Source organism: Pseudobdellovibrionaceae bacterium, from assembly GCA_023898385.1.
Lineage (GTDB): Bacteria > Bdellovibrionota > Bdellovibrionia > Bdellovibrionales > UBA1609.
This window is the reverse complement of record CP060220.1, coordinates 383,704-402,127: the sequence shown is the minus strand read 5'-3', so window position 1 is coordinate 402,127 and position 18,424 is coordinate 383,704. Positions and strand designations below refer to the sequence as shown.

Genomic DNA, 18,424 nt, shown 5'->3' with positions numbered 1-18,424 from the left:
GTGTCGCGAAAGCGACCCGCCTAGTTATAGCGCCTCAGAAAACAGCTCGATCACTGTGTCGACTCGCTGGTCACCCAAGTAGAAGACTCGCGACGAGTCGGGGCTGATTTTCATGCCTGTGATGTCACCACCGGAAGGAAGATCCGCACTCACCTGAGTGCTCGCGCCCCCACTGATGGCCACATCAAAAAGCTCTACGTCATCATTGATGTCTTTATCAGCAAGATACAAGACCTTCGATGAGTCGGGTGACAGCACAAACTGGCTCACATCTCCACCGGCTACGAGCGCCGCAGAGATTTTTGTCTCACCACCACCAGCTAAGGGCGCCGAATAAAGCTCCATCAATCCGTCTGTACCCTGATCGGCTAGGTAAACCACTCGACTAGAGTTTGCTGTCAAATCAAAAGACGCTACATCACCACCTGAAACTAACGCTCCATTTAACTTTGTTGCACCTGTTCCTGATAGCGTCACTGAGTACAGTTCGAAAACCTCGTCTGTATCTTCATCGGCGCGGTACACCACTCGGCTCGAGTCCGAAGAAATCTTAAACCCTGTAACATCACCAGATGAAACAAGTGATCCATTCAACACCACAGCCGACGACCCACTCATATTGACAGACACCAACTCAAAATCCTCATCCGCGTTCTCGTCAGCCAAGTACACCACTTTTGAGGAGTCTGCCGATAGGGCAAAGCTCACCACATTGCCTCCGCTGGTCATAGCCCCACTCACGGCATTGTCCACTCCGCCGCCTATGGCGTCAGAAAATAACTCAAACACCCCATCCGTACTAGCATCAGCAAGAAACACTACCATTGATGAATCGGATGATATCTTAAAGTCAGTGACATCCCCGCCACTGACAAGGGCATCATTTATGACTGTTACAGCACCGCCGCTGACCGATACCGAATGCAGTTCAAAGTCCTCGTCTGTGCTGGCATCAGCTATGAATACGACCGTTGTGCTATTGGCTGAAATATCAAAAGTAGTGACGTTTCCACCAGCGACTATACCGCCACTAATCGACTGCTGGTTCGAGCCATCCAAATCCACAGAATACAGTTCATTTTTTCCATCTGTGTCTTCATCAGCCAAATAAACTACTTTACTTGAATTGGCAGAAATCAAGAACTGCTGCACATCTCCACCTGAAATCAAGGATCCATTGAGTTGAACTAAATTTGAGCCATCCAAATCAACTGAGTAGATCTCCATGTCGTCATTCACATCTTTATCGGCGATAAACACCACTTTCGATGAATCAGAACTCATCGCAAAATCAATCACATCTCCGCCCGACACAAGTCCACCACTAATTTTTGCAAACCCGCTGCCATCAGGGTTTGAGGAGTACAACTCAAAGGTCTCATCTGTGTCGATATCACCAAGAAACACCACTTTTGAAGAATCTGGTGCCATCTTGTAGTTCGTGATAGACCCACCAGAAACTAAACTTCCATGCACTCGTACAGGCTCATTGTCGTTGATGCTACCAGCACCGGAGCCATCACTAATGGTGGCGTTGTCTGCCAAATCAAGAGTGACTGTAAAATTTTCTGTGGCCGAACTATCAATCACTGAATCATCTATGGTTGTTACATTTATAGTCCCTGTGACCTGGCCAGCACCTATGACAAGGGAGCTTGATACTGAAGTGTAGTCGCTTGCCGCCACAGCCGTGCCATCACTGGTACTGTAATTAATATTAGTGCTCACGCCTGCAGCCGTTGATAGAGTCACGGTGAACGAGGCCACGGCCCCCTCTGTGACAGCCACGGCATCGGCAATGGAAACCGTCGGCTTACTGTCATTTTCAGTGATCGTTCCCACAGCCAATCCATCAGAGAGAGTGGCCACACCCACATTTGTGATAGTGAGATCAAAACTTTCATCACCCTCGTAGAGGCTGTCATCAAGCGTTGTGATATTAATCACCTTTGATGTGGATCCCGCCGTGATAGTCTCACTCGTGTTTGAGGCCGACGTGTAATCACTGCCGCTAGCCGCTGAGTCGTCACTGGTCGCCCAATCAAAAGTGACCGCCTGCGAAAGCGGCCCACTCAGGCTCACGGTGAAAGCCGCCACTCCACCTTCAGCAATAGAAACATCACCTACCGACAAAGTGGGTACCGCGTCGTCTTCTGTAATTGTACCCACACCCGTACTGTCTACAATGGCTGCGTTGGATGGGTTTGATAGTGTCACATGAAAAGTCTCGGAAGGTTCCCACACGGCGTCTTCAGACAAAGTGACATTAACAGTTGTTGAAGTGGAACCTGCCGATATGGTCACGCCGGCACCGGAACTTGCGGTGTAATCAGATCCCGATAAAGCTGAGACATCACTAGTGGCCCAATCAAAAGTCACATCTTGGTAGCTGGGTCGATCCATGGATACGGTGAACACAGCCGAAAGGCCTTCGTTTTGAGAGACATCTGAAATGGAAAGGTTCGGGATGGCATCGTTATCCTGTAGTGTCGCAACCCCCGTGTTGTCTGTGATGGTTCCCAGGTTTGGATTGCTAATGACCACATTGAAGGTTTCATCGATTTCATCGACGTTGTCATTGGCAGTTGTGATATTAATAGTTGCCGTGGTTGAGCCTGCGGTGATGGTGGCTGTTCCTGATGCAGCTGTATAATCACCCGCGCCCGCCACAGCTGAAACGTCGACCGTGGCATAGTCCACAGTTATATTTGAACCCGCAGCCGTATTAAGACTAACGGTAAAGCTCGCCGTATTCCCTTCCACAATGGTTGAATCATTAATAGAGATATTTGGTACAGTATCATTATCTGTGATTGTGGCGTTGGCTGTGGCAGTTAGTATCACGGCATTAGTCGGGTTTGAAATCGTTGCCGAGAAGGCTTCAGATAACTCTGATAAGGAGTCGTCATTAAGAGTCACGTCAAATGTGGTCGACGTCGTAGCTGCTGTAATGGTGCCTGTCCCTGATCCCGCAGTGAAATCTCCCGGGGCTATGGCTGTACCATTGGCTGTGGCCCAATCAAATGTCACATCCTGACCGCAAGTTCCACTCATATTCACAGTGAATGTGGCTGTGCCACTTTCAGCCACGGTGGGTCCCACAAGCGACAACGACGGTTCGTTATCTGAAATGGTAGCAATGGCTGTAGAGTCACCAATGACGGCATCTACGGGGTTACTCAATACTATTGAAAAGGTCTCGCCGATCTCACACACTGTGCTGTCGTCACTTATAGAAATAACGATGGTGCCTGTGGTTTGGCCAGCCAGAATAATTAATGTTCCTGAGTCTGCTGTGAAATCAGAACCGCCAGTGGCCGTTCCGTTAGATGTAGTCCAGTCCACGCTCATGTCTCGCCCACTTGTTGTATTGGCCGTGATGGTGAATGTGACGGTGGCGGTGCCCTCTTGCACACTGACATCTGCAATAGATAACGTGGGTAAAGTGTCATTGTCTGTGATCGTACCTATTCCTACGTTATCACTAAACGTCGCGTGACTTGGATTACTCAAGGTGACGTTTACTGTTTCATCCGACTCATCCAACCCGTCATCCAAAGTGGATACAGTCACAACTTTAGTAGTGCTGCCGGCCGTAATAGTTACGGATGTGCCGGAGGCCGCACTGTAGTCACCGGGAGCCACTGCCGTTCCGTTACTGGCCGCCCAGTCAAATACAGTATCCACGGCCGTGGTGCCAGTGAGGGTTATGGTGTAGTTCAGGGTCCCGCCCTCAGTCACTGTGGGATCATCAATAGATAAAGTTGGTGCGGCATCATCATTATTAATTGTGCCAGCTCCAGAGGCATCGGTGATGGTGGCGTTCACTGGGCCACTTAGAGTTACTGTAAAGGTTTCGTTGAGCTCATATGTGGTGTCTTCAGATGTGTTAACAACCACAGTTGTGGACAAAAGACCTGCGTTAATGGTGGCCGTGCCCGAGTTGGCCGTAAAATCCGTGGGGGCCACAGCTGTTCCATTACTGGTGCTCCAATTCACACTCACATTATTCACCGAAGTCCTATCAATAGAAATTGTGAATGTGAGACTATCACCCTCGTTTTCAGCCACATCATTTATTGAGAGGGCTGCTGTATCGTTATCAGTGATTGAAATATCACCTGTTCCGTCGGCTACTGTGACGTTTGAGGGGCCAGATAAACTCACGCTAAGTCCCTCACCATTTTCATCTACTGAGTCATTAATAATCGCCACTCCTACAGTTTTGCTGGTTTCGCCCACAGCAAAATTTAGCGTGCCGCTATTAGATGTATAATCGTCAGGAGCCACTGCAGTGTTATCAGCCGTTGCCCAATTCACAGAAATAGATTTTTCACTGGCTGCACTCAGCGTAACACTGAGATTGGCGGTTCCAACACTTTCATCCACCAAGGCATCACCAATTGATACCGTGGGAGCGGCATCATTGTCAGTTATAGTGCCCACACCCGTCGTATCAGAAATCGTAGACAGGGTGGCTCCACTTAAGGTGATTTGTATCGTCTGGTCGGGTTCATCAACTGAGTCGTCAATGGCAGGAATCGATATAGTACCTGTTGAGTCGCCACTGGCTATGATCAAAGTTCCTGAAGTGGCTGAATAGTCTCCTGGAGCCACGGCCGTCCCATCTGAAGTGGCCCAATTCACTGACACACTCTCTTGCGTTGACCCCGACTTGGTCACAGTAAACACAACATTGCCACCTTCTGTACCTGTGGGGTCATCAATGGCAAGTGTGGGTTGAGTGTCGTTATCTGTAATGGTGCCTATACCTGTGGCATCACTAATTGTGGCGTTTGCAGGATTAGACAGTGTAAGGGTGTAGGTTTCACTGATTTCAAAAACTCCATTATCGAGACTTGTCACATTCACCGTGGTTGTGGTCGACCCGGCCAAGATAGTGGCTGTGCCTGACACAGCCGTGTAATCACTTCCTGCCACTGCCGTGCCGTCAGATGTGGCATAATCTACAGTGATATTCTGGGAGCTGACTTTACTTGCAGTGATTGTGAATGAAACGGCACTGCCCTCGGCCACAGAAACGTCGTTGACTGACAATTGCGGCGAACCGTCATTATCTGTGATGGTCCCCGTGCCGGAAGCATCACTGATAGTGGCGTTACCTGGATTAGAAAGGTTCACCACAAAATCTTCGCTCAATTCAGAAATGGCATCGTCAGCTGTGCTCACGTTGATGGTGCCCGAGGTGTCGCCAGCTAAGATCGTTAAGGTTCCCGATGCTGCCGTAAAGTCTGCGGGGCTGACAGCTGTGTTGTCTGCGGTCGCCCAGTCAACAGTGACATCTTGTTCACTGGCCGCACTTAATGAGACCAAAAAGCTCACTCCCCCGCCCTCTGTGGCTGACCCATCGGCTATACTAATACTTGGGTTGGAGTCATTGTCTGATATGGTGGCCACACCCGAAGCGTCTGCCACGGTGGCATTGTTTTCTCCGCTTAAAGTCACTGAAAAAGTTTGGGCTGCCTCATCTGAGCTATCGTCAATTGTCACAACATCAATAGTTTTTGTGGTTTCACCAGGAGTAAAACTCAAAGACCCCGAATTGAACGTGTAATCGTCTGGACTGATAGCTGTGCCATTAGCAGTAGTCCAGTTCACAGTGGTGGTTAATTCGGTGGCTCCTGTTAGTGAAACTGTGAACGTGGCTGTTCCCCCTTCAGTGACACCCACATCATTGATCGACAAACTCGGTACACCATCATCGTCATTGATAGTACCAACACCAATGTCATCACCGATAACTGCATTTCCGGGACTGGAGATTTGAATTCTAAATGTTTCTGATGATTCATAAGTGGCATTTTCAACTGTGGTCACATCTAAAGAAACCGTGGTTGATCCACCGGGAATGGTCACTGAACCTGAGTTTGAGTTATAGTCTCCCGGATTCGTCGCCGTATTATCCTGAGTGACCCAATTGAAGCTCACATCTCGACTGCTCACCGGGCTAAGTGAGACAGTGAAGCTTGCCAAATCGCCCTCATTTACAGTGACATCATTAATCGAAAGTACAGGCAGTGGATCATTGTCGACCACGGTGGCTGTTCCCGTCGAAACGCCGATAGTACTATTGCCGGGATTAGATAGGTTCACTGAGAAAGTTTCATCGGCCTCATCGATACTATCGTCACTGGTTACCACAACTATTGAGGCTGAACCTGTCCCGGCGGGTATGGTTAATGTATTTGAGGCAGCTGTATAATCGGTTCCGGCTGTTGCTGTACTATCAGCAGTGGCCCAATCCACAGACACAGGAAGTCCGCTGACCGCACTCAATGTTACTGTGAATGAAGCATTACCCCCTTCAGTGACAGTGACGTCACCTATAGACACTGTGGGGATCACATCATTATCTATGATCGTTCCTGTGGCTGTGGATGTTCCCAAAGTGGCATTACTTGGGTTAGCCAAGGTCACCGTGAAGTTTTCTGAAACCTCGGTGGATACATCATCCACTGTAGATACAGACACCGTGGTTGAAAGGCTCCCTTTCGGGATCAGTATCCCCACGCCACCGCCCGAAAAATAATCGCTGGGTTGTGTGGCGGCACCGTCAGAAGTGGACCAGTCAAATCCCACGTCTTTTCCGCTCACGGTGCTTAAGGTCACCGAAAAGGCCAGGCTCTGGCCTTCTGTGCCTGAGGCATCCGCAATGGACACCGACGGTGGAGAATCATCATCAGTGATTGTAATCGTGGATGTGCCGTCGACGATATTCACATAGTCGCCGCTGCTTATAAGAAAGTTAAAAACCTCGTCTTCTTCGTCTAGAACATCATTCACAGTGGCTACACTAACACTGGCTGAAGTTTGACCGGCAGGGATCACAACTGTATTGTTGTCGAAAACAGTGAAGTCACTGCCAGACTCGGCATCCAGGTTTTGCGTAGTTACAGTCAGACGAATTTCTCGACCACTAGGCGCATCTAAAGTCATATTCACAGCGGCGTCAGATCCCTCTGCTACTGTCATGTCAGCTACGGTTAAATTGGGAAGTGGATCATCGTTAGTGATAGTACCCAACACCGAAAATGTAGAAAGATTTGCATTGTCCACATTTGAAAAGGCCAGAGTAAATGTCTCATCGGCTTCGTTAAGGGAATCCGCTAAAGTAGCCACTTCAATGGTCGCTGAATCTGAGCCCACGGGAATCGTCAAAGTGCCCACCACCGGTGTGTAGTCCACTCCTTCGATGGCCGATGAATTATCAAGCGTGGTGTATTCCACCGTCACTTCTTCTACGGCTGTACTTGTTAAATTGATTTGAAAAGTAATAGTGGCACCTTCAACGTTACTGGCCGCTGAAAGCACAATGCTAGGAAGAGAACTCGTGTCCACCGTTGACTGGTTGGGTAAACAACCACTCAGCCAAACCATAAAGAATGTGGACAAAATCGCTGCTCTCACCAAATGGCTCATTTCCATTAGTCCAAAAAACATACGGGGTCCCTCTCCCCCCATGTCATCCCAATTCAGTATTATTTATCGGCAAGACTTAAGTTTTCTTGAGCGTTTTTTGTCGTTTTTTGTCGTTTTTTTATTTTCTAACTGTCTCAAAATGGGAGTCGCGAGTATTTTTCAGCACTTAGATGTCTATCGTCCAGTTGTAGCGACAAGGCATTTGGCACCGGAGTTACTCTAAATTTATAAGTGACTTTTTTACATTTAGCTCAGGCCGACCTTCCGGGATCAAGCAAAGAGCCTTTCTCACTAGCCTCGCAGATTTCTCACGAAGGCAAAAGCGTACCAATTAGAATTGACGTTAGTGTGGAGCCTGCCCCATCACTTGACGTTCACAATCTAAAATCTCCGCAGCGCCACAAGCAAGACTAGCGCTGCGGAATTCGCGCCGAAGGCGTTGCTTAAAAAGAACCCTCAGGGCTCTGCTGAAAAACTGTGGTTTTGAAAACTGGCCGCGGCCCTATTGCCTATAACGGGCGACGCAGCTTGGGGTAATCGTTTTCTTGTTCTTCCCAGACGTTAGTGAAATCCCAGGTACTAAGAGGTGCGTTTGTGGATTTGAAAAAATAGTCGGTGAATATGCCTAGATCAATGCCAACGTCGTCCGCACCAAAGGCGTCCGTTGGATCATTGCAATTGCCGGCGCCAGTGTTGGAGCAAGTATAGTTGCTTGCAAAATAGGCGGGGGCAAAAATGTACGGGAGTTCGCCCACGAGAAAACCCACTTCATCGCCTAGGGTATTTCCAGTGACGTTTCCAACAAAAAAGGAATCGTATATTTCCCCATCGAACCCAACCAGTCCACCTGACTCCGCTGTGTTATTCGTGACTGTGGCAACACCATAGGACCGATAAATATCACAGCTATTGCCGCACAGACTGCCTGTGCTCACTCCACCGGTGCTGTTACTTGTCACGGTGCCAGTGGCAAAGCTGTCTTCTATTCTCATTTCCCCAGAAGATAGGCCCCTGCCCACAAACAATCCCACATCGCCATTGCCGCCCGCTGAAATGCTAAAGGTGCAATTGACAAGGCCTAGCTTTTTAATTAATCCACCCTGCCCTGAGCCCACAAACCCAACGTGTTCAGTCAATAAATGACCTGAAAAATCAATGTTGTAAATGCTGTAGCCCTGACCGTTGAATTGTCCCGTGAAGGGGTTGGCCGCTGTACCAATCGGCACGTACTTTGTTAGGTGAATATAATCAAAATTTAGATCATTATCCAAGCGGTAGTATTTATCCAAGTTCGCCGTGTTGCTGGCGCTCCCCACATACAGCTGCTGTTTTACCGAGCAGATGCGAAGTGCATTATTATCATCCAGCCCGGATGGACCATCAGGCGAGTTAGCGAATGGATAATTGGCCACGCGGTTTTTTTCCCAACAAAAATTGGAAAGTGGCGGCGTCGTTTGTGCTGCGAAAATCGGAACCCCGTTGAAAGCCACTTCTTTGAACACGCCAGCAGGCCATGAGGCCATAGGTTCGTTAGTCAACTTTGAAAAATAATCGGGAGTAAGACTGGTATTGATACCTGTTGCGGTCTGAGCTGAGCAGTTGCCTGTGCCGATATTATTGCAAGGCCGTTGATTGTCGTAAAAGGAATTGGTAATTGTGCCTGTGTTCACGCCTGAGAATGAACCAACATTGTTTCCCGTGGTGCTGCCGTCCACAGTGGCAATGGCAAAAGAGTTTTCAATAACCCCAGTGGTGTCATTGTACCCAACCAGGCCACCGATATATGGACTATTATTGAGTGCAGTGACATGGCTCACGGCGTACGTATTGAGAAGGGTTCCTTCATTGTAACCCACCGCGCCGCCTAAGGTTGAGGTGCAACATGCCATATCCTGGCTAGTCACCGCAAAGCTATTTTTCAATGTACCACCCACGCCAACTTGACCGACTAACCCTCCAACGCGGCTTGAACCTACATCGATGTGTCCCAACACATACACGTTTTCAACGGTTCCGGAGTAAATAGCGCCTACGATTGCCCCTGTTCTAACTGGTCCCCACGAAAAAAGGTTCATATTGACCAACCCAAGATTCTTAACCACACCGCCCGAGTCAACCACACCAAAAAGACCTGATTCGCTGAAACCTGCAAAGTATAAAAGAATATTTCTAATCACATGAAACTGACCATCAAAGGTACCAGAAAACGAAGACACCCCAGGACCCGTGCCGATTGAGATATTGGCGTATGCCGGCAACCCCTGATAATTGAGATCACTTTTTAATATGAAGTATTTAGTCCAATCGCTCGACTGGGCAGAGATCTCATTGAATTGGCTGGGACTACAGATTCTAAAGGCATTCTCTTCGTCACTTCCATCGATGCCAGCCTCACCCGAGTTGGCGTAGGGCGAGTTGGTCAAGCGACTACCATGACAGTAAGCAAAAGTGGTCGACGTTGCTGTTTGGCTGGTGGCTTCAATGGGTTGATCGTATTCATCTAGAGCGCAAATGCGAAAACTATAGCTTTGTTCTTCAGTTAGCGAATCCACTTGATGAGTTGTACTGCTAATCTCACTGCTTGAGATCAGCGTGCCTTCATTACAACTTGCAGGTGGTGTACTTCCGGCCATGTATGCAATTACAAAACCAGGGGTGACATCGCCACTAGCTGACCAATCAAGCTGTATGCTTTGATCACTCAAAACGGTAAGGCTTACACCACTAACCGCGCCTGGCTGTGATCCTCCTGACGGCGCCACTGACCTAACCGATCCTTTAATGGCATTGTCCCCCAACTTGCAATGCACCAAAAACAGCAAAAGCAATGGGGACATTAATATAGTAAATAGGCTTTTCGAATTCATCAGGCCATGCTCCTCCACACCACAAACCAAGACATTAGCCGTGATATCCCTTTCTTCATTCCGAACAATAAGGTCAAAGTGGCTCCTCCAACGACAAAATCCTCACCTAACATCATACTCTATCGGCAGATATTCTGAAAATCTAACGCTCTCACGCTGCCAAAACCGCCACAAAATGAGATTCCCTAGGCGCTACCAAGCCTTTAGGATTGTATTTTTTGATGGTTTTGGAGTGGGATGGACCTCAATGGGCTTTCCTTAAAGACCACATTTTTTCGAAAGCTCGGCATAAAAGTGCTCAGCAGCACTAATAGCTTCTTTGACATCTTTATGACTAATCTCACCTGATGCCGCATCTGGGTACCTGTAGGCCACCGCATATTCCGTCAGCCGCTCAAGCTCTGAGATGTCGCCTGTGAGTGATTGGTCATGGCTCCGAGCAAGGGCAAAAATCTGTACCAGATCATGCACTTTTCTGATTCTTACCTTGTGAAAAACTAAAAACCCTTTCAACGACTTCTCTATGCTTTGCTGACAGAAAAACACACTTTGTTCCCAAAAGTCTGAGCCTATTTCGTCAAGAACCTTTGCTGTACGCAAGTCTTTTGCTGAAAAGGAAAACCATTTTTTGACAATCTTACTAGCCAACGCTGAGCTCTTTTCCCTCGTTCAGTGCTGTTTCAGGTATAGAACCGAACTCATCCTTCCACTCATCAAACTCTCTCTGAGTGTAGACAAAAACATCAAATGTTTGCTCTATTCCCCGCAACACCTGACGGGCCTTGATTCGCCTTTCCAGAGGGCTTAGTGATGAATCCGAGACAACAACCAGAAGATCGTAGTCACTTTGTTGATCGTTATCACCCCTAGCCCTGGATCCGAACAGGAAGATTTTTTCTGGCTTGAACTCTTCGTTCAAAGCTTCGGCTATTTGTTTTAAGCTATTGTCCATGTTCTTAGCTCCACTGTTTTGTTATCGTACATATCCCGTCGATCTAAGAAGCCATTTCTAACGAAACCAACCCGCGGCCTTTTTCAAGGTCACAAATGAACTGCCTCGAAAACCCAAGCTTTTTGCACATCGCAGCCCGAATGGCCGGCGGACTTTTTATGATAAAGCAACAATTCAGCAAAAGAAACCAATCTATCTAGGTACCAGCTTCCTTTTGTGGCGAGCCTGCGTTAGGCGGGTGGCCCCTGCGGGCACCACCGCTGGCCCGAGTGGCCGCATGTCGTCTTCGGCTTGCGGCACGCAGTGACGCAATCCGGATACGCCATGCACACCGGGATAGCGGTGGTGCCCGCAGGGGCCACCCGCCTAACGCAGGCTCGCCACAAAAGGAAGCAGGTACCTTTCGACCTTACAAAGTTCTCACTTGATTTTTCGCTCATCTAGCAGAGCGTCATGCCCTCAAAAACCCCTCAAAGGAGTAAAAAACCATGAAAACTCTCTTTAGCCTCGTAGCCGTCGCCCTTTTGGCCAGCCCCTCTTATGCGCGCGCGGCCTGCGCCGAAGCCCCTGAATCTGTCATGAATGACAAATACACCGTACAGGTGATCTCAAAAAGTCATATGGACTTACAGTTCGTGCTTTACATTAACCCTGATTATACAACCTTCGCCAAATCTGTAAAAGTCGTTGGTGGTATGGAATACCGAGATAGCCAGTCTGAAAACCCAGAAGTGCCCACTTGCGAAGATCAAGAAAATCGATCTATCCGATGGCACAATCCCCTCGTGGCCACTCACAACACATCGGGTGGCTCATCAAGTTTTGAATCCATTTACCGAGTTTGCTTTTACAACTCCTACGGTCAATTGATCTCGCAAGCGCTTGTTTGCAACAGTGAAGTGGGCGACTAAAAAATAATAATAAAAACACTCGTGACAGGCCTCCTTTTTGCCGTTAATTTTTCGCGGCAGAAAGGAAGCCCTTATGAAAACACACCTCACCCTCTTACCATCATTGCTCATTGCCTTGTTTATCGCCCCTCTCACCAGCGAAGCCAGCGCGCCTCTCCCGAAAAAGCCCCCCATTCCAAAAGATAACCCCATGACCCCATTAAAAGTGGAGTTGGGTAAGCAGTTGTACTTCGACCCACGACTATCAAAAACAGGCACTGTTTCGTGCAACTCTTGCCATAACGTGATGTCAGCCGGGGTGGATAACACCGCTGTCTCCACAGGGATCCTCGGCCTCAAAGGCGGTCGCAACTCACCTACTGTTTGGAATGCGGCTTTTTTGTCCACTCAATTTTGGGACGGCCGAGCCAAATCTCTTGAAGAACAGGCCATCGGACCATTGGTAAACCCTGTTGAAATGGGGATGCCCAACCACGATGCTGTGGTGGCTCGCATAAAAGAAATTCCTGGCTATGTGGCCCAGTTTAAAAAAGTTTTCAAAGGTGAAGATTCCGTCACCATTGATAATTTTGCTAAAGCCGTGGCCGCCTACGAACGTACCCTGATCACACCCAACGCTTCTTTTGATAAATTTATTAAAGGTCGTAAGCGGGCCCTCTCAGATGCAGCGCAAGCGGGCTGGAAGACCTTTCAAGAAGTGGGATGCACCAGTTGCCACCAAGGAGCTGCCTTTGCCGGCCCCGACCTTCCAGAAGGGCAAGGGTTTTTTATGAAATTTCCCACTTTTGCGGATAACTCGTATGTTAAAACATACAAGTTAATGGACGATACGGGACGCCACGATGCCACAAAAAATGAAGCGGATAAACACATGTGGCGAGTGCCCACGTTGAGAAACATTGCCCTCACGGCACCCTACTTCCATAACGGGTCTGTGAAAACCCTGGATGAAGCCGTGCGAGTCATGGCCAAAACCCAACTCAACCGAGACCTCAATGAAGACGAAGTTACAAATGTGGTGGCTTTTCTCAATAGCTTGACAGGTCAGTTCCCAAAACAAACCATGCCTCGCCTGCCCGATTACCCCAATGGCTCAATAGTGGATTGATTTTCCCACCACAGTTCAGCCCTAAAAACAAAAAACCCGCTCGATCTGGCGGGTTTTTTTTTGTTTTTTAATTTAATTAGGCGGTGTCGCGAAAGCGACCCGCCTAATTAAAAAACGCTCACTATTTAGTTTCTGGCAACAATCCTTTGCCGGAGAACGCTCCTCGCAACCAAGTCAAAAAGCTAGCGAGTTGTGGCTCTGGAGCATGGCGAAGTTCAAATCCCATGGCTCTAAAAACACCTAATAAACGGCGCAAAGTGGTGCAAGTCTGTGCATTGGTAGTGAATCGGATTCCAAAACCCGCATTGCCCGTATGCACTACAGTACCCTCTACTGGCAACTCCACTCCAAAAAGTGGCATTTTCAATGTGATAGTATCACCAGTAGTCAGTTTTCGGGTGGTTTCGATAAAGGCGCCGCCTTCTGAAATATCACGAAGGGTGCAAGGCTCAGTTTGGCCACCCGTCTCAACCGTGGCAGAAAAATCAATCACAAATCGAGGCTGTGACTCCCACCAGCGAAGCTGTCTATTAAAATAGATCTGTCTCACTGCAGGTAGTAAGTAGTAGCTGACAAACAATACATTGATCAAAGTGAATCCAACGATCACCCATGGCGACATCACGCCCTGGTAGTCACGCATGTAAATGGCAATGTTAGAAAAAAGTGTCCACCCCATCACCGCAAGAAATACGGGGTAGCTCCATTTCTTCATCAAGAAAATAGAGATGCCTGCGATAGGGAACAGAGCAAAAAACTCTATAAGCTCCCATCCTGCCTTCACCTCAATGAGGGCGTTAAAGTACATCAAAGGCGACACTTTAACGAGAAAGGCATTGGTTATGATGCTAAATAATGGCATCAAGAATTGGATAACTGCTAATATTATGATGGGCCATGGACGTGTTTTCATGCCCTTATGATTGAGACCCCACATAAAATCGTCAACACCCTTTTGCAAAAAACTAGACCTTAACCCGACAGCCACTGAATCCAGTTTTTTTTCTAACCCTCATTAAAATCCAACAATGATTTGAAAATAAAGGATTTGGCCAACTTCATTTACATCAGACATTAAGTGGAATAGAAGGGGGCCAACTCAATGTTACGAAGCTATAGAAAGAGGGTTTCACGTGAATCCAGGTCAAATGGTCTATGTCATCGAGGACGAATCCGATATTGCTGAACTTATCCGATTCAACCTCAGTCTTGAGGGTTTTCGGGTTCAAACATTTGGATCAGGAGAAGAGGGTCTAATGGCGGTGGAAAATGATCCTCCAGACCTCCTTGTTTTAGATCTTATGTTACCCGGAATTGGTGGTTTTGACATATGCCGGCGCCTAAAAGATCGGCCTAACACAAAGGACCTCCCCATCATTATGGTAACTGCAAAAGGCGAAGAAACCGACGTGATCCGCGGCCTTGAATTGGGGGCCAGTGATTACATCACAAAACCCTTTAGCCCGAAAGTGCTTGTGGCAAGGGTTAAAGCCAATCTTCGCGACTTCACCACCCAAAATGCCAACGCCCAAACCAGCATTGTGGAGCGCCATGGAATCAAAATTCATCCAGGCCGGCACGAAGTGGTTTACGGCGGCAGCCCAGTTCAACTCACCCATTCTGAATTTCAGATTTTGCACTTTTTAATGAAAAAGCCCGGTTGGGTGTTCACCAGAGGACAAATTGTAGACGCTATCCGAGGCGAAAACTATGCGGTCACAGATCGATCTATTGATTTTCAGATGGTGGGACTGCGAAAGAAGCTTGGCGACGCAGGTGATCACATTGAAACCGTGCGAGGTGTGGGGTATCGCTTTAGTGAATAGTATAACCTATGCTTAGACGCCCGTTTTTTTGGCACCTTTTCCCATCTCTTCTTATTCTTACAGCGGTGAGTGCTGAGGGGTCCTATTGGCTTGGAAAAATCGGCCTACAAAATTGGACAGGCATTCATTGGGCACTGGTTCTTGCCATAGTCGTTGGCTCTGCGTCTCTGTCTTATTGGCTTTCGCAGACTCTTAAACGGCCTATCGATATATTAAAGATACGCATTCAAAAACTGGCCCATGATGATCTGTCCGCCAGCGGTGATACCGCCCGAATCATTCACCGAGAAGTGCATGAGTTGGCATTGGCCGTTGACGAGATTGCGGAACACCTAGATCGGCGAATTAAAAAAATCACCAGCCGCAAACAACAACAAGAGGCCGTATTTTCAAGTATGGCCGAAGGTGTGATGGCGGTAAACAGCGACCGAAACATCAAGTTTTTAAATTCAGCCGCAGCCAAAATTCTTGGCATCCCCAACGAACGCCAAAAAGGGCAGGGCATCGAAGCGGTCGTGCGTGTTCCTGAAATCCAGGATTTTGTAAACCTCTCCCTCAAAGCCGATCATCCCCTAGAAAAAGAAGTCGAACTGCTGGGAGCGACCAGTAAGCATTTACAGTTGCGCAGCAGCCCCCTGAAATCCCACGACGGCACCCGCAATGGGACTGTGCTCGTTTTTTCAGACATCTCCAGGCTTAAAGAATTAGAAAGTCATCGACGGGATTTTGTGGCCAACGTGTCCCATGAGCTCAGAACGCCGCTCACTTCAATTCAAGGTTTTGCAGAGACTCTGCTTACAGCTGAAATCACTGACCCTGAAGAACGACGAAGATTTATTAAAATTATCCACCGCCACGCTGCGCGCTTGGGGTCAATTATTGAAGATCTCTTGGCGCTTTCTCGAATTGAACGGGGCACCGAGGGCCAAGCCATTGAGCTTTCCAAAATGGATGTGAGAAGCACTGTGAGGTCGGCCATAGAAATGTGTGAAGACCGTGCCCAGGGGCTTGATATAGAAATTGACTGTGAATGCGAGGATGAGGCCGTAGCAGCCATCAATGCCCCACTTCTTGAACAGGCCGTGGTGAATCTCATCGACAACGCCATCAAGTACAGCGAAAGGGGCAAGCACATTCTGGTAAAAGTAGTCCCGAGCCCTCAAGATGTGCGCATTATTGTGCTCGATCATGGCATTGGAATCACCCGTAAGCACCTTCCCCGGCTTTTCGAACGGTTTTACCGTGTGGATAAGGCTCGCAGCCGCGAACGGGGCGGCACAGGTCTGGGGCTTTCCATTGTGAAACACGTTTGCTTGGCTCACCGCGGCCAAGTGGATGTACAAAGTGAGCCCGGCAAAGGCAGTACTTTCACCATTGTTCTCCCCACGCCTCATTGAATTCTAACAGATCGCCCTTGTAAAAAACCGCTAAAAATCGGAATAATTCCTCGAAGAAGTGCGGAAATTTTCAAACCACTGGGGGCCACTACTATGCGTTTATCCAACCTTTACCAATATGCCATTTCACTCACCGTCTTTTTAATAGGAACAGCGGCCGGGGCCTCGTTGAAATCAGGTACCGTCAGCGTGGATGGCTCGAGCACCGTCTACCCCCTCACTGAAGCCGTTGCTGAAGAATTCAGAGGCGAAAGCCCCCAAATTCGCGTGCCTATTGGCGTGTCGGGTACTGGTGGTGGATTTAAAAAATTTGTCAGTGGCGAAATCGATATTGTAGATGCCTCTCGCCCCATATCGGCCAGTGAAATAGCTAAGGCCTCTAAAGCTGGCCTCACCTATCTCGAAATTCCAGTGGCTTATGATGGAATCGCCGTCGTTGTGAATCCTAAAAATACATGGGCAAAAACTATGACGGTAGCTGAACTTAAAAAGATCTGGATGCCCGAAAGTAAAGTCACTAAATGGAGCGATGTTCGATCTGATTGGCCCAAAACCGAAATAAAACTCTACGGACCTGGCCCTGACAGCGGCACCTACGATTACTTCACAAAAGCTATTGTGGGCAAAGAACACTCTAGCCGAGCTGATTACACCAAAAGTGAAGATGACAATATGCTGGTTCACGGAGTGGCAGGAGATGAAGGTGCTCTGGGCTTTTTTGGATTTGCATACTATAAAGAGAATGAGTCCAAGCTTCATGCTGTAGCTATAGACAATGGCAAGGGGCCCGTTTCTCCCAACTTAGACTCTATCAACAAAAATACCTACGCCCCGCTTTCCCGTCCTGTTTACATTTACGTGAATAAAAAATCTCTAGAGCGTCCTGAAGTTTCAAAATTTGTCTCATTTTATCTGACTCATGCGAAAGGACTCTCTAAGCAAGTAGGATTTGTTCCACTTGCTGACAGCTCCTATGAAAAGTCGCTGAAAACAATTGCTGCTAGTGGTGTTCCAACAGCAAAAGTGAACTAGGATCAATGATTCGAAACAAATATATCGATCATGGAGTGCATGGTTTTTTATTAGTCTGTGTGCTCATCACTGTTGCCGTTACGCTTTCGGTGATATTTGTATTGAGCGAAGAAACTTGGCAGTTTTTTCAACAGGTCCCGTTGCCAGATTTTTTATTCGGCACTCAGTGGCAGCCCATAATCAAACCCCAAACCTTTGGGGTTTTGCCCTTGCTGGCGGGCACTGTATTGATTGTGGTTGGAGCTTCCATTGTGGCTCTGCCCATGGGACTTCTCGTTGCCACATACCTCAATGAATTCGCATCTGAAAAGCAGCGATCCGTGGTCAAACCCATATTAGAAATCCTGGCCGGTATTCCGACTGTGGTCTATGGTTACTTTGCTTTAACCTTTATCACGCCCTTATTAAAGGCCGTCTATCCTGAAACAGAAATCTTTAATGCGGCAAGTGGAGCCCTCGTTGTCGGCATCATGATTCTTCCCATGGTGGCTTCGCTTGTGGACGATGGCTTTCGGGCTGTTCCCCGCGCGCTTCGAGAAGGGGCCTACGGGCTTGGGGCCACCCGCTATGAAGTGATCACCCAAGTGGTGATGCCTGCAGCGGGATCTCGTATTGGCGCAGCCGTGGTGCTCGCCGTCTCTCGAGCCGTTGGAGAAACCATGGCCGTGACCATGGCCGCCGGCGCCACCCCGAACATGACTATAAATCCTTTTGAAAGCATCCAAACAATGACCGCCTATATTGTTCAAGTGAGTCTGGGGGATACTCCTGCCGGCGGCATTGAATATTTGACAGCCTTTGCCGTGGGCACATTATTGTTTGTTCTGACTTTGTTGATGAATGCGGTGGGAAATCACTTTATCCATAAAATGAGTTGGGAGACCACTTAGG

At 48.2% G+C, this 18,424-nt stretch carries 11 protein-coding genes; 6 read left to right on the top strand and 5 right to left on the bottom strand.

Annotated features, from left to right (window positions below; genetic code table 11):
• Positions 1–24: 24 nt before the first annotated feature.
• The 4 genes from H6626_01680 to H6626_01665 form a co-directional block, all read right to left on the bottom strand.
• Positions 25–7,461, bottom strand: a complete 7,437-nt coding sequence (locus H6626_01680; protein ID USN47828.1) for a hypothetical protein — start codon at positions 7,459–7,461, stop codon at positions 25–27.
• A gap of 488 nt (positions 7,462–7,949) precedes the next feature.
• Complete coding sequence (locus H6626_01675) at positions 7,950–10,307, bottom strand: hypothetical protein (GenBank protein ID USN47827.1); 2,358 nt, start codon at positions 10,305–10,307, stop codon at positions 7,950–7,952.
• Between the two features lie 258 nt (positions 10,308–10,565).
• Complete coding sequence (locus H6626_01670) at positions 10,566–10,955, bottom strand: HEPN domain-containing protein (GenBank protein ID USN47826.1); 390 nt, start codon at positions 10,953–10,955, stop codon at positions 10,566–10,568.
• Positions 10,948–11,259, bottom strand: a complete 312-nt coding sequence (locus tag H6626_01665; protein USN47825.1) for a nucleotidyltransferase domain-containing protein — start codon at positions 11,257–11,259, stop codon at positions 10,948–10,950. Before H6626_01665 ends, H6626_01670 begins: the two co-directional genes overlap by 8 nt.
• A gap of 488 nt (positions 11,260–11,747) precedes the next feature.
• On the opposite strand from H6626_01665, the gene H6626_01660 reads away from it, so the two are divergent.
• Positions 11,748–12,170: a hypothetical protein gene (locus H6626_01660; GenBank protein ID USN47824.1), complete on the top strand. Its 423-nt coding sequence runs from the start codon at positions 11,748–11,750 to the stop codon at positions 12,168–12,170.
• A gap of 73 nt (positions 12,171–12,243) precedes the next feature.
• The gene (locus H6626_01655; protein USN47823.1) at positions 12,244–13,278 is read left to right on the top strand and encodes a c-type cytochrome; all 1,035 of its coding nucleotides are present in this window, start codon (positions 12,244–12,246) and stop codon (positions 13,276–13,278) included.
• 121 nt (positions 13,279–13,399) lie between these two features.
• On the opposite strand, the gene H6626_01650 is transcribed toward H6626_01655, so the two are convergent.
• Positions 13,400–14,140, bottom strand: a complete 741-nt coding sequence (locus H6626_01650) for a PilZ domain-containing protein (GenBank protein ID USN47822.1) — start codon at positions 14,138–14,140, stop codon at positions 13,400–13,402.
• A 286-nt stretch (positions 14,141–14,426) separates the two neighbouring features.
• Here H6626_01650 and H6626_01645 point away from each other — a divergent pair, with 286 nt between their 5' ends.
• The 4 genes from H6626_01645 to pstC all read left to right on the top strand — a co-directional run bounded on the left by H6626_01645 (position 14,427) and on the right by pstC (position 18,423).
• Positions 14,427–15,104 (top strand): response regulator, encoded by a 678-nt coding sequence (locus H6626_01645; protein ID USN48924.1) that lies wholly within the window; start codon positions 14,427–14,429, stop codon positions 15,102–15,104.
• An 8-nt stretch (positions 15,105–15,112) separates the two neighbouring features.
• Positions 15,113–16,501 carry a PAS domain S-box protein gene (locus H6626_01640; protein USN47821.1) on the top strand — a complete coding sequence of 463 codons (1,389 nt, stop codon included), beginning with the start codon at positions 15,113–15,115 and terminating at the stop codon, positions 16,499–16,501.
• Positions 16,502–16,594: 93 nt separating this feature from the next.
• Complete coding sequence (locus H6626_01635) at positions 16,595–17,533, top strand: PstS family phosphate ABC transporter substrate-binding protein (GenBank protein USN47820.1); 939 nt, start codon at positions 16,595–16,597, stop codon at positions 17,531–17,533.
• A gap of 5 nt (positions 17,534–17,538) precedes the next feature.
• Positions 17,539–18,423, top strand: a complete 885-nt coding sequence (gene pstC, locus H6626_01630; GenBank protein USN47819.1) for a phosphate ABC transporter permease subunit PstC — start codon at positions 17,539–17,541, stop codon at positions 18,421–18,423.
• Position 18,424 lies beyond the last annotated feature (1 nt).

Bases quoted from the DNA above. Each gene is read 5' to 3' on its own strand.
- H6626_01675 (USN47827.1), bottom strand. From the start codon at position 10,307: ATGAATTCGAAAAGCCTATTTACTATATTAATGTCCCCATTGCTTTTG.
- H6626_01655 (USN47823.1), top strand. From the start codon at position 12,244: ATGAAAACACACCTCACCCTCTTACCATCATTGCTCATTGCCTTGTTT.
- H6626_01645 (USN48924.1), top strand. From the start codon at position 14,427: ATGGTCTATGTCATCGAGGACGAATCCGATATTGCTGAACTTATCCGA.
- H6626_01650 (USN47822.1), bottom strand. From the start codon at position 14,140: ATGCCATTATTTAGCATCATAACCAATGCCTTTCTCGTTAAAGTGTCG.
- H6626_01680 (USN47828.1), bottom strand. From the start codon at position 7,461: ATGTTTTTTGGACTAATGGAAATGAGCCATTTGGTGAGAGCAGCGATT.
- pstC (USN47819.1), top strand. From the start codon at position 17,539: ATGATTCGAAACAAATATATCGATCATGGAGTGCATGGTTTTTTATTA.
- H6626_01660 (USN47824.1), top strand. From the start codon at position 11,748: ATGAAAACTCTCTTTAGCCTCGTAGCCGTCGCCCTTTTGGCCAGCCCC.
- H6626_01640 (USN47821.1), top strand. From the start codon at position 15,113: ATGCTTAGACGCCCGTTTTTTTGGCACCTTTTCCCATCTCTTCTTATT.
- H6626_01635 (USN47820.1), top strand. From the start codon at position 16,595: ATGCGTTTATCCAACCTTTACCAATATGCCATTTCACTCACCGTCTTT.
- H6626_01665 (USN47825.1), bottom strand. From the start codon at position 11,259: ATGGACAATAGCTTAAAACAAATAGCCGAAGCTTTGAACGAAGAGTTC.